Source organism: Prevotella sp. KH2C16 (assembly GCF_900113305.1).
Taxonomy (GTDB): domain Bacteria; phylum Bacteroidota; class Bacteroidia; order Bacteroidales; family Bacteroidaceae; genus Prevotella.
This window is the reverse complement of sequence record NZ_FOOW01000010.1, coordinates 56,467-69,422: the sequence shown is the minus strand read 5'-3', so window position 1 is coordinate 69,422 and position 12,956 is coordinate 56,467. Positions and strand designations below refer to the sequence as shown.

Sequence of the window (12,956 nt, the reverse complement as noted above, 5' to 3'; positions counted from 1 at the left end):
TAAAATCATTTAAAACAAAATATATGACAAAGCATTTGTTGGCCCTGGCCCTGACTCTTCTCATGGCCGCTCCAGTACACTCTAAGGTTCGTCTGCCGCATGTGATTGGCGACTGTATGATTCTTCAACAGCAGGCAGAGGCGCGTCTTTGGGGATGGGCCAAGCCTGGCAGTGAGATAAAGGTTTCTGTCTCCTGGAGCAAGAAAGTCTATCGCACGAAGACGGGTGAGGACGGAAAGTGGCTTGTAAAGGTGCTGACACCCGCTGCCAGTTATACTCCGCTCTCTATTTCTTTTGATGATGGAGAGAAAGTTACGATATGCAATGTGCTCGCGGGTGAGGTCTGGGTATGTGCCGGGCAGAGCAATATGGAATTTCCTGTGCGGGGATTCAACAACTGTCCTTTGGAAAACTATGCCGAGACCGTTGCCTCCGCCAACGACTACAAGGGCATTCACTATGTCAAGGTGCCAAGTGTGATGAGCATGACTCCCCTCGAGGATGCCGACTGTAACTGGCAGACTGTCAATCCGGCTACCGTCAGCGAATGTAGTGCGGTCGGCTATTTCTTTGCCCGGGTTATAAATAAAGCTCTCGAGATACCCGTCGGATTGGTGATTGCCAATAAGGGGGGAACCCGTGTGGAGAGTTGGCTTGACAGGGATAACCTACGGAAATATACTTCCGAATCATTGGATTCATCCGAGATGGCACATCGGTTTTCTGAGAGTTACCATTACCCCTTGCTTTGGGGCAACGGCACATTCCATCCCATCTTGAACTATACCGTTAAGGGAATCCTTTATTATCAAGGCTGCTCCAATGTCGGCGATCCGGCTAACCAGTACTCTGACCGCTTGAGGCTTCTGGCAGATCAGTGGCGCCGCGATTTCCAGCTTGGTGAGATTCCGTTCTATATCGTACAGATTGCGCCCTATGTCTATGGCGACGGGCTTGATGGTGTTTCCGGTGCCTTGTTGCGGGAGCAGCAAGTGCGGGCGGCTGATATTATCCCTCATAGTGGCATTGTATGCACCAACGACTTGGTGTATCCTTGGGAGAAGAGTCAGATTCATCCTTGCCGGAAACAGCCCGTCGGCGAGCGCTTGGCCTATTTGGCTCTGAACCATGATTACGGATTGAAGAACCTTTATTGTGAAAGTCCCCGTTTTAAGGAGATGGAAATAGGAGGCGACACCTGCTATGTTCGTCTGAAAAACGATTTTGGCGGTATCTCCCGCTTTGAAGACATCGAAGGTTTTGAGGTGGCAGGCGCGGACAAGGTGTTCCACAAGGCCACTGCCGGACACTTCTGGAGGCCGGGGCGTGATGCTCGCAACGAAACCATCTTCGTAACCTCACCCGAGGTTAAGAAGCCCGTGGCAGTACGCTATTGCTTCAAGAACTTCCAGGTGGGCAACCTGAAGAATAATGCAAACCTGCCGTTATTGCCGTTCCGAACCGATAATTGGCAATAACACCGAAAACATGAAGAATCTATTTCAGCTTATCTTATTGATATTGATGACAATTTTTCCTTTAACTGCTGATGCTCAGTTCGTTACTACTGATAACGGTAGCTTCTTTCGGAACGGCCGCCCCTATTATTATGTCGGCACTAACTTCTGGTATGGTGCCATCCTCGGCTCTGAGGGCGAAGGCGGAAACCGTCGTCGTCTGATAAAGGAGCTTGACCTGATGAAGAAGCAGGGCATCAACAATCTGCGTGTCCTGGTGGGGTCCGACGGTGTTCCCGGTCCCAAGGCGAAGGTGCAGCCCACGCTTCAGCAGGCTCCGGGCGTTTATAATGACACGATTCTTGCCGGCCTCGACTATCTGCTTTCGGAAATGGGTAAGCGGGGCATGGTGGCCGTGCTCTATCTGAATAACTCCTGGGAATGGAGCGGCGGATATAACTTCTATCTGGAGCATGCCGGAGCGGGAAAGGCCGTTATGCCCCAGGATGTGGGTTACGGTGAGTTCATGAAGCATGTGAGCCAGTTCTCGGTCAACAAGAAAGCGCAGCAGCTTTTCTATGATTATGTCCGCTTCATCATAGGGCGTACGAATCGATATACGGGCAGAAAGTATATCGACGACCCTGCCATTATGTCGTGGCAGATAGGCAACGAGCCGCGGGCATTTGCAAAAGAGCTGTTGCCCGACTTCGAAAAGTGGCTCCGCGAGGCCTCCGCCCTCATACGCAGCTTGGATGCTCATCATCTGATATCCGTGGGAAGCGAGGGCATGTGGGGCTGCGAGAACAGCTATGAGAGCTGGGAGCGCATCTGTGCAGATAAGAATATCGATTATTGCAATATCCATCTCTGGCCCTATAACTGGGGATGGGCAAAGGCCGACTCCCTGATGGAGAACCTGCCGCGTGCCTGTGAGAACGCAAAGGAGTATATAGAGCATCACCTGACGATAGCCCGTCGTCTGGGAAAACCCCTTGTCATGGAGGAATTCGGCTACCCGCGCGACGACTTTCAGTTTGCGCTCGGCACTCCTACGAAAGCCCGTGATGGATTCTATAGCTATGTTTTCGATCTCGTGTACCGGAATGCCCAGGGCAAGGAGCCTTTTGCCGGCCTGAATTTCTGGGGCTGGGGCGGTCTTGCAAAGCTCCGGCACGAGCAGTGGATGGTGGGCGACGACTATACCGGCGACCCCGCGCAGGAACAGCAGGGGCTGAACTCCGTGTTCTCGGGCGACAAGTCGACCTTGAAGATTATCCGCAGATATTGCAGGAAACTATCAACAATCAAATAAATAGAGATTACGATGAAGAAAGTGTTTATTTTTATTTCAAGTCTTTTTATGATGATGGATATACAAGCTCAGGCTCCGCAGTTGCGGGCAGATAATATCGACGAAGTTCTCGCCGCAATGACTCTTGAGGAGAAGGCGCAGCTTCTGGTGGGTGGCGGTAACGCCGGTTTTTTTGGCAGCGGTGCCTTCATGGGGCATCAGGAGAAACTCGTGGCGGGGGCGGCCGGTACCACGGTTGCCATTCCCCGGCTGGGAATTCCGTCAACGGTAGTTGCCGACGGTCCGGCAGGAGTTCACATTGATGCTCGCCGCAAGGGCACGGAGCAGACCTTCTATGCCACCGGCTTCCCCGTAGGGACGGCTCTTGCCTCGTCTTGGAATACTGCGCTTGTAAGCAATGTAGGCAAGGCTATCGGCAACGAGACCCTGGAATATGGCTGCGATGTGATTCTCGGGCCGGGGATGAACCTCCACCGCAATCCGCTTTGTGGTCGCAATTTTGAGTATTATAGCGAGGATCCCGTGCTGACGGGACTCATCGGTGCTGCCATGGTGAAGGGCATCCAGAGCCAAGGCGTGGGTGTTTCGGCCAAGCATTTTGCCGTCAACTCCCAGGAGGGCGACCGTGTGCGCGTGGACGAACGGGTAAGCCAGCGTGCCCTGCGCGAACTCTATCTGCTGGGTTTTGAGCTGATGGTTCGCGATGCTAAGCCGTGGACGGTCATGTCGGCATACAACAAGATCAATGGCATTTACGCCCAGGGAAACTATGATTTGCTGACCACGGTCCTGCGGAAGGAGTGGGGCTTCGACGGAATTGTTATGACTGACTGGATCGGAGAGCGTGAGGATTTGCCCATAGGAGATGAAGTTCATGCCGGCAACGACCTGATGATGCCCGGTTTCCCGATGCAGGTGCAGCACATCATGGACGGGGTGAACAGTGGGAGAATCAAGCTGGAGGATGTGGATAACAATGTGAGAAACATGCTTCGCTATATCGTCAAGACTCCTCGTTTCAAGGGTTATAAGTTCTCTAACAAGCCTGATATGAAGGCGCATGCCGCCATCACGCGCCAGGCAGCTACCGAGGGCATGGTGCTCCTGAAGAATGCGCCGCTGCCGGCAGCCGCTGCCGCCACTCCTACGCTGCCGCTGCAGGACATCCGGAAGGTGGCCCTCTTCGGAGTGAACAGCTACGATTTCATGAGCGGGGGTCTGGGTTCCGGGTGCGTCAATGTGCCTTATGTCGTCGACATGGTGGCAGGTCTGAAGAATGCCGGCATCGGCACTACGGAACAGCTCACGGAGATTTACCAGAGTTATGTGAAGTATGCCAAGGCAAAACTCAAGGTCGACAAGAATCCGGAGATGTGGTTCTTGGACCAGGGACAGCCCAAACTCGACGAGATAGACATTTCGCAGCGCTGCGTGGAGCATGAGCTGCCACAGGCCGATGCGGCCATTATCACGATTGGCCGACAGGCCGGTGAGGGCATGGACCGGCAGATAGAGGGCGAATTCAACCTTACCGAGCAGGAGAGGCAGATGATATTCCGCGTGTCGGATGCCTTCCATGCTGCCGGAAAGCCCGTCATCGTGGTCATCAATTCCGGCTCCGTGATAGAGACGGCTTCGTGGCGCGACCGTGCCGACGCCATCCTCGTGGCATGGCAGCCCGGCGAGGAGGGCGGCAACAGCATTGCCGATGTGCTCACGGGAAAGGCCAATCCGTCGGGACATCTCTCCATGACATGGTCTGTTGCGGCAACCGACCACCCCTCAACGGCCAACTTCCCCCAGCAGCCCGACTATTATAATATGTCGGAGAAGATGTATGCCAAGACGATGAAGGGTGTGAACTATACCAACCACGACGAGGGCATCTGGGTGGGCTATCGGTATTTCGATACCCAGAAGAGGGCCGTGGCATATCCTTTCGGCTACGGACTGAGCTATACCACCTTCGAGATGAAGAACCTGAAGGTTTCACAGGGCAAAGGCGAGGTTAAGGTTAGCGTTACAGTAAGGAACACCGGCAAGGTGAACGGGAAGCAGGTTGCCCAGGTATATGTCGCTGCCGCAAAGGGTGAATACGACAAACCGGCAAAGGAATTGAAGGCGTTTGCCAAGACCAAGAACCTGCGCCCGGGTGAGAGCGAGACGCTCACCATGACCATTCCGCAGCGTCTCTTTGCCAGCTTCGACGAGGCTCACAGCCAGTGGAAGGTAGATGCAGGCACCTATACATTCCTCGTAGGCGACAATGTAGACAACATTCTCGGCACCGCCGAGCTGCGTCTGCCGGAATTTACGGAGAAGGTGAACAACGCACTTCCCCGTGTGAAGTAGACGGGCCGACGGCCTTCTCATGATAGGCAGGCAGCGTGTGCTAATGTTACACGCTGCCTGTAATCGGATTACACACGGCGTGTAATCCGATTACAAGCCGTTTGTAACAGCATTACACGCCGCTTGTAACAATGCCGCAGGCCGCCATCGGGATTATGGGCGGCCGGAAAGACTGACTGTTCCGGCCACGAAGGGTTTTCAGGAAGGGTATAGACAATAATGCCGTCTGCCAGAAAAAATGGCAGGCGGCATTGTGTATGAGTGGGCGGAAGCTATTCCTCATAGAAGTCGTAGGACACATTGTCCTCGCTGAACTTCTGCTTCACGGCCGGCATTTCGGCGGGATGGCCGATGGCGATGACCCCGAGCGGGACGATGGTCTCCGGCAATTCCAGTGCCTTGGAGATTTTGCTCACGCGGTCTTTCACGGGGTATACGCCCGTCCATACGGCCCCTAAGCCAAGCCCGTGGGCGGCGAGGAGGATGTTCTCGGTGGCTGCCGAGCAGTCCTGCACCCACATCTCGGCGCCCTCGCCGTCGAAGGTCTTGTCCTTGTCGCCGCACACCGCGATGGCAAGCGGTGCCCGGGCCACCATGCCGGCGTTAGGATTGGCGGCAGCCAGGTCGGCCAGCACTTCCTTGTCCGTGCACACCACGAAGTGCCAGGGTTGCCTGTTCCCGGCCGTGGGGGCAGCCATGCCCGCCCGGAGCAGCTTCTCGATGGTGGCGTCGTCTATTTTCTTGTCCTGATACTTGCGCACGCTGGTGCGTGTGAGAATGTTGTTGTATACGGCCTCCGAGGGGTCGGCGGCCTTGGGCTCCGCGGTCTTCTGGAGCACGAGCATTGCGGTTACATAGACCAGTGCGGCGGCGAGAGCCAGTATCAATATCCTTGTTTTCATGTCTTGAATCTCCTTATTTTGAACTTTGACTTAACTTGAACAATGTGCCGGTGGGGCATACGAACCGGCAGTAGGGGCGCGTTATGATGGTGGACAGCAGCACGAAGCCTATGGCGATGCCGATGACAACCCATGAGGCCGAGGTGAAGATGAAGGCCGAGAACGGCTCGTAGTCTATCCAGTCGCCCCAGACGCCCGTCCAGAGGCAGAACATCAGCGCGGCCCAGAGCACCTGCCGGAAGGCATCGAGGCGCCTCACGGTCTGCGGGCTCATCTTCACCTTGTATTTCACGCACTTGCCCGAGAGCTCCTGCAGGGAGCCGAAGGGGCACACATGGGTGCAGTAATACGACTTCTTTCCGAACAGCGGATAGATGAAGGCGGTGATGAGCATGATGACGGGAATCATCAGCGTGAGCACATTCATGCCATTAGACATGTAGCCGATGATGGAGGAATAGTTGAGAAACATGCCGCACCAGAAGCCCAGGACCAAGATATTGAGCGCTTGCTGGACAAGGCGGTATCGCCTGTTCTTGACGAACAGCGGCAGGATGGCGGCCATCAAGGCAACGATGAGACCGGCTATGGCCTTGGCGGAGAGGTCGAGCTTGGCGAGGAGCGACTCCTCCTGCTGGGTCTTCAGGGCAAACTGGAGGCCCTGCCTTACATTTCCGATGATGGCCTTCGACGAGAAGGTGGCACCCGAAACGGCGTCTACTTTCAGTTCCTGGGCCTGCTGCAAGGTCTTCCCGTCCCAGCTTCCGAGGAGGCTTGAGGCCTGCTCGAAGAACTCCGGAGTCTCCTCGTTGTCCAGAGCCTTGACGCTGACGACCTTGTCTTCCTTAATCCTGATTTCGAGGGGCACCGTCCCGGCATAGCCCGTGATGTCCTTGCCCAGAAGGGTGGTGTTGATGACCGTGGTGCCGTCTTCCAGCGTCTGCAGCGTCTGAATCTTGCCGGCCTTGACGGTGTCGGCGGCCGCTTCCACCTTATGGCCGAGCCACTTGCCGTCGCGCCGGATGGAGACGGTGAGAATCATCAGAACGCATGCCGCGAGACAGAGTAACTGCTTGAACTTGTCTGATTTGTTAGTCATATACTGATGGATGATGAATTCTCTGCAAAATTACAAAAAAAAATGAATCCGTCCGATTTTTTCTGTTAATCTTTAGGCAGCCTTGCCCATCTGGATTAGAATGGCATACTTCTTGCATGTATAATTATAAATGGTTATGTAATCTATTAATAATAAATATACTCGCAGAAGGTTTTTTCTGTAATAACAAACAATTTTCAGATTATGGATATCAACAAGAAAATGCAGGATGCGTTTAATGCGCAGATTACCGCAGAGCTTTATTCTTCAAATCTTTATCTCCAGATGGCGTTCTGGTTCCGCAAGGAGGGCTGGAAAGGCTTTGCCAAATGGATGTTCAAGCAGAGCGACGAGGAAAAGGGGCATGCCCTCGACATGGCAAACTTCGTGCTGAACCGTGGCGGCGAGGTTAAATTGACGGCCGTCGATGCTGTTCCGACAAAGTTCGAGAGCCCGAAACAGATCTTCGAAAATGCCATGGAGCACGAGAAGAAAGTGTCGGACATGATTGCCAAACTGGCAGACCTGGCAGACGACGAGCACGACCATGCCTCCTCTAACTTCATGGGCAAGTATGTAGACGAGCAGGTTGAGGAGGAAGCCAGCGTGCGCGATATCCTGAATCTGTTCCGTCATCGTGACGGGAACACCGTTGCCAACATCGACGACATCGTCGGCGGACAGGAGTAGGAAGTGTTTTCCACATCGTGGATCATGAGATAAAATTCCCGGAAAGATGTTTTGTCTTTTCGGGAATTTTCGTATATTTGCGCTTGAATGATATAAAGAGTTGGAATGAGACATTGTCTTCTACTCTTCTTCATAGGATTTGCTACCGCTGTGCAGGCGCAGGTTTTCTCCCTTCAAAGGCAGAACGACAGCTTGTCGTGGCTCTGTCTGGAGCAGGGTGGAGCAGTCAGCCGGTGGAAACTTCCTTACCCCGTATATCGCTTGCAGGCAGGTGATGTGAATGGCGACGGGGTTGACGAGGCTCTCGTGGGCGTGGTCAAGGCCACCCGCTATTATCCGATGGGCCGCCGCCTGTTCATCTTCAAGAATGTGAAGGGCAAGGTGCGCCCGATGTGGATGGGGTCCAAGCTCGGCGGCATACTGGAGGATTTCCGCTTCGTCGACGGCCGTGTGCGCAGCCTTGAGACCACCACCGACGGGCTCTATGTGGTAGCCGAATATGCGTGGGACGACTTCGGGCTGCGCTTCGTGCGGTTTCTCGCCAAGGGAATCACCCGTCCGGAGGCCGTAAAACATTTCGAAAAGCCTTGATTCAACTGGCATGAAAACGAAAAACAAGAAGTGATATGAAACTGAAACTGATGATTGCGATGATGCTGTTGCCCATAGTGGGCATGGCGCAGGAGGGTCTGGAGACCAAGAAAACAGGCATCGTGCTCCCGGGAAAGGGGCATATCCGCGTGGAGAATCTGAACAAGAAGCTCGACCTGAACATGGATATCTCCAACCTGTCTGTCAGTGAACTGCGCGTCTTGCGCAACGCTCCCGCCGCCCGACAGGGATATAACTTCCGGGACGCGACGCTCAATGCCATTTATTCTTCTACCACATGGTATACCGATACGCTGTTTGGGCGTTGGGATAAAGAGGAATCACTCTATAGCGAAGCCTTGGAAAAGATGCACAAGTCGTGGATAGGCGAGCTCACGGAGCAGGAGCGCAAGGCGATTGACGAGCAAGTGAAAAAGCACTCGACGGTGCATTACACGGCAGCCGAGCAGGCTTTCATGCGGCGGCTTCAGGCTCGCGAGGACGAGCTGAAGAAGCTGAACTTCAAGCCGAAGGCGGGCTGCGTGGTGAACACCGACAACATCGTCAACCCCTATCAGCTGGAGTCCATCGAGCCGCCGCTGATGGACATGCTTGCCCGGCAGGGCTTCGCCATCGTGCCGGCACAGCATAACCAGCTCTTCCATGTCTACGAGAAGAACGACTACAGCGACTTCCCCGGCTTCGTAACGACGGATGTGTTTCTGCAACTCTTCCATCTCTACTTCGACACTTGCCTGCGCGAGGTGGAGGAACAGAAGCTGATAGGCACGATGACGGTACTCTGCCGCGGGCTCTACCGCCATTTCTCCGATCGCCTCAATCAGTTGCAGGGCAGCAAAGACGCGGTCTTGCGCGACAATGTGGCGTGGTGTCAGGCTTATTTTGCGGTAGCCCTGCGGTTGCTTACGGATAAGCTTCCTCCCGTAAACGCAGCTTATGAGAGCATGGCGAAAGAGGAGGTTGCCAAGGTGATGGCCGCCGAAAACGACCAGTCGCGCTTCCTCGGCCCCGACTATTTCGGGCCCCGAAGCGTGCTGTTTGCCTACAGCCTCTTCCGCCCGCGCGGCCACTATACCCGGAGCGAGCAGGCCGGGCGTTACTTCCGGGCCATGATGTGGCTGCAGAGTGTGCCTCTGGGTACGGACTATCCGGAGCAATTACAGCGGGCGGTGCTCATGGCCGAGGCACTCAGTCAGCCCGACCTGCATGCGAAATACCAGTCTGTAGCGGAACCGCTGACCTATCTCATGGGGGCTCCCGACAATGTAACCATCCTGCAGGTGGGGGCTGAAGTCCGGAGACTGGGCGGCAAGCAGGATAGCAAGAAATCGCTTAAGCGGTTGCGCCAAAGCGTGGAAGCCATTGCCGAAAGGCAGACGCACATCAAGCCTCTCTTTGTTCATACAAGCAAATATAAGGTCAACTTCATGCCGCAGCGATACCAGCCCGACGCCGAGGCGATGCTGAAATTGGTGGACGCGAAGAACTTCCCCAGTCGCAGGGAGGTGCCTATGGGACTTGACATCATGGCTGCCATGGGCATGGAGACAGCCCAGACCCTTCAGAAGCAGCAGCCCGAGTACAGGCAATGGGAGGGGTTTAGTGCCGCGACAGATAGCGCCTGCGTCATCATGCAGCGCATAAATACCGACACGACCATCGCCAATCGCTGGATGTGCACGCTGCAGTTGTTGGCCGATTCCGTGGCCGGGGCTCCCTATTTCATGCGCACGCCGCAGTGGGGCAAGAAGTCTCTGAATGCCATGCTGGCCTCTTGGGCGGAGCTGAAACACGATGCCATTCTCTACGCCAAGCAGCCCATAGAGGCCGAGTGTGGGGACGGCGGACCCGTGCCGCCCGTCCTGAAGGGCTATGTGGAGCCCAATGTCAAGTTCTGGCAAGAGGCCGTAAGTCTTGTCGATGAGACCATGGCGCTCTTCAAAAGATATAATCTCGTAACGCCGAAGCTCTCTACCACGACCGAGCGCATACGCGAACTGGCCGAGTTCTGCCTTTCTGTCAGCCGGAAGGAGTTGGCTGGCAAGGAGCCGACAGACGAGGAATATAACCAGATAGAGATAATAGGGTCCACGATAGAGAATATCTCCCTGGAGCTGGTGAGCAACAAGGATGAGATGTTGCAGGGCTGGGATGAGGTGTCAGGCACGGACAAGAATGTTGCGGTGGTGGCTGATGTGTTTACTGCCAACGGCGACAATGTGCCCGATGAACGCCACCGCGTGCTCTACGAGGGCACCGGACCTGCCTATGAAATCTATGTTGTGGTGGAAATCGGAGGGTATCTTTACCTCACGCGGGGCGCGGTGCTCTCTTATCGTGAGTTCTGCAGGGCGGTCGATGAGCCGCGCATGACCGACGAGGAGTGGCAGAAATCCTTGAAGACCCACCCTCATGCCGGCGAGCCGGAGTGGATGAAAGAGATTATAGCCCCGGTAAAGGGAATGCCGAATGACAACGAAGAGGTGTTCTATAGCTCGGGCTGTTAGCCTGTTGCTGTTATGGCTCGTGCCCGGTATCGTACTTGCCGCCGACACGCTTCGCATTGTCTTGACGGGCGATGTGTTGCTTGACCGTGGCGTGCGGCAGCGCGTCGAGCGGACTGGAGGCGTGGATTGTCTTTTCTCAAGGGGGATAGACTCTCTCTTCAGACAGGCGGATATTGTGGTGGGCAATCTGGAATGCCCGGCCACCCACATACAAGCTCCTGTCTTCAAACGCTTTGTCTTTCGTGCCGAGCCTGAATGGTTGCAGGGCTTGCGGCGGCATGGATTCACGCATCTGAACCTCGCCAACAACCATTCTATCGACCAGGGGCGGGCGGGGTTGCTCGATACGCGTGAGAATATAATAAGGTATGGCATGGTTCCCCTTGGTGCCGGGGCCACCCAGAAAGAGGCTTCGGCCCCGGTTCTGCTGGCAGACGGGGAGCGCAAAGTATGGATGCTGGCGTCGCTGCGGCTGCCTTTGGAGAACACTCCTTACCTTCCCAAGCTCCCCAGTGTGTCGCAAGAGCCGTTTGATACACTCGTCTCCCGCGTCGCTATGATTCGCCAGCAAGACCCCAAGGCCTATATTATCGTGAGCCTGCATTGGGGCTGGGAGCATCACGAACGGGTCTTGCCACGCCAAAGGGAACAGGCTCACCGGCTCATCGACGCGGGTGCCGACATTCTGGTGTGCCATCATCCTCATGTTTTGCAACCCGCGGAAAACTATCGCGGGCACATGATTTACTACAGCGTGGGTAACTTCATCTTCGACCAGCGGAGGTTGCGGAACTCTCTGGCATGCGTCGTTCAAATCAATATTACAGGGCAGGAGAGCATAGTGAAGAGCCTCCTTGTCAAGATAGAGAACTGTCGGGTGAGGCTGGTGGACAAGTAGGAGTCCGGCTCAAGATGCTTTATCCTTTGGTTGCAATATAGTTGGCTATCCATTCGCCGACCTCTTTCGTGCCGTAGCGGGCACCTCCCTTCACTTGTATCTCGGGCGTGCGGATGTTCGCGTCCAGGCTTGCGGAGACAGCTTCGCGGACAAGCGCCCCTTCTTCCTTCAGACTGAAGTGCTCAAGCAGCATGGCAGCAGAGAGTATCTGGGCAATGGGGTTGGCGAGGTTTTGTCCTGCGGCCTGCGGCCAAGAGCCGTGTACGGGTTCGAAGAGCGGGGTGTGCTCGCCCAGCGAAGCCGATGGTTGCAGCCCCATACTTCCCGTGATGCAGCTCGTCTCGTCGGTGAGGATGTCGCCGAAAGTGTTCTCCGTAACAATGACATCAAAGAAGCGGGGCTCCGTGAGGACGCGCATGGAGGCGTTGTCGATGAACATATAGTCGGTGGTAACCTCTGGATAGTGCGGCTCCATCTCCTTTGCGATCTGCCGCCACAGGCGACTTGAAGCCAGGACATTGGCCTTGTCGACCACGGTGAGATGCCTTTTGCGCCGGCGGGCATATTCAAACCCCACCTTCAGGATGCGCTCTATCTCCGGCCGGCTGTAGAAATCGGTGTCGTAGGCCTTGTCGTTGTCCTGATATTTCTCGCCGAAATACATGCCTCCGGTCAGTTCGCGGATGACGACGAAGTCGGCTCCCTTGATCAATTCCTTGCGCAACGGTGAATTGTGGAGCAGGCATTCGAAGGTCTGCACGGGGCGAATGTTTGCAAACAAGCCCAGCTTCTTGCGCATGGCAAGCAGTCCCGTCTCCGGCCGGACCTTGGCTGTAGGGTCGTTGTCGTACTTCGGGTCGCCGACGGCAGCAAAAAGCACGGCGTCGGCATCCATGCAAACCTGGAAGGTGGAGTCAGGGAAAGGATCGCCTACGGCCTCTATTCCATGGGCTCCGCAGAGTGCTTCGCTGTATTCGAACTCGTGTCCGAACTTCCTGGCGATGGCATCCATCGTGGCGATGCCTTGTCTCATCACCTCCGGCCCGATGCCGTCGCCGGGCAATATGGCAATTTTCAGTTTCATATGGCAGTTTGTTTTAGGTTATAATCTCATGTTGTCAGGA

Annotated in this window: 10 protein-coding genes; 7 read left to right on the top strand and 3 right to left on the bottom strand. The window is 55.2% G+C overall.

Annotation, left to right across the window (positions count from 1 at the left end; all coding sequences use genetic code 11):
* Nucleotides 1-23: 23 nt before the first annotated feature.
* Genes BM114_RS08390 through BM114_RS08380 form a run of 3 tightly spaced genes read left to right on the top strand, consistent with a single transcriptional unit; the run spans nucleotide 24 to nucleotide 5,124 of the window.
* Entirely contained in the window at nucleotides 24-1,478 is a 1,455-nt protein-coding gene (locus BM114_RS08390) for a sialate O-acetylesterase (protein WP_092112379.1), read from the top strand.
* Nucleotides 1,479-1,488: 10 nt separating this feature from the next.
* Nucleotides 1,489-2,772: a glycoside hydrolase 5 family protein gene (locus tag BM114_RS08385; RefSeq protein WP_092112377.1), complete on the top strand. Its 1,284-nt coding sequence runs from the start codon at nucleotides 1,489-1,491 to the stop codon at nucleotides 2,770-2,772.
* A gap of 12 nt (nucleotides 2,773-2,784) precedes the next feature.
* On the top strand, nucleotides 2,785-5,124 hold the full coding sequence (locus tag BM114_RS08380; protein ID WP_177207082.1) for a glycoside hydrolase family 3 C-terminal domain-containing protein: 2,340 nt from the start codon (nucleotides 2,785-2,787) through the stop codon (nucleotides 5,122-5,124).
* Between the two features lie 272 nt (nucleotides 5,125-5,396).
* Here the strand turns inward: BM114_RS08380 and BM114_RS08375 are convergent, their stop codons facing one another.
* Complete coding sequence (locus tag BM114_RS08375) at nucleotides 5,397-6,026, bottom strand: nitroreductase family protein (protein ID WP_092112373.1); 630 nt, start codon at nucleotides 6,024-6,026, stop codon at nucleotides 5,397-5,399.
* A 13-nt stretch (nucleotides 6,027-6,039) separates the two neighbouring features.
* Nucleotides 6,040-7,125: an FMN-binding protein gene (locus BM114_RS08370; protein ID WP_092112371.1), complete on the bottom strand. Its 1,086-nt coding sequence runs from the start codon at nucleotides 7,123-7,125 to the stop codon at nucleotides 6,040-6,042.
* A gap of 204 nt (nucleotides 7,126-7,329) precedes the next feature.
* Between BM114_RS08370 and BM114_RS08365 the strand changes: the two genes are divergently transcribed.
* From BM114_RS08365 to BM114_RS08350, 4 genes are all read left to right on the top strand, one after another.
* Entirely contained in the window at nucleotides 7,330-7,815 is a 486-nt protein-coding gene (locus tag BM114_RS08365) for a ferritin (RefSeq protein WP_092112369.1), read from the top strand.
* Nucleotides 7,816-7,920: 105 nt separating this feature from the next.
* Nucleotides 7,921-8,406 carry a hypothetical protein gene (locus tag BM114_RS08360; RefSeq protein ID WP_092112367.1) on the top strand — a complete coding sequence of 162 codons (486 nt, stop codon included), beginning with the start codon at nucleotides 7,921-7,923 and terminating at the stop codon, nucleotides 8,404-8,406.
* Nucleotides 8,407-8,441: 35 nt separating this feature from the next.
* Nucleotides 8,442-10,934, top strand: coding sequence for a DUF3160 domain-containing protein (locus BM114_RS08355; protein WP_092112365.1), 2,493 nt, complete (start codon nucleotides 8,442-8,444; stop codon nucleotides 10,932-10,934).
* Nucleotides 10,897-11,832 (top strand): CapA family protein, encoded by a 936-nt coding sequence (locus tag BM114_RS08350; RefSeq protein ID WP_092112363.1) that lies wholly within the window; start codon nucleotides 10,897-10,899, stop codon nucleotides 11,830-11,832. Before BM114_RS08355 ends, BM114_RS08350 begins: the two co-directional genes overlap by 38 nt.
* 19 nt (nucleotides 11,833-11,851) lie before the next feature.
* On the opposite strand, the gene leuB is transcribed toward BM114_RS08350, so the two are convergent.
* Nucleotides 11,852-12,916 (bottom strand): 3-isopropylmalate dehydrogenase, encoded by a 1,065-nt coding sequence (gene leuB, locus BM114_RS08345; RefSeq protein ID WP_092112361.1) that lies wholly within the window; start codon nucleotides 12,914-12,916, stop codon nucleotides 11,852-11,854.
* Nucleotides 12,917-12,956: the final 40 nt, after the last annotated feature.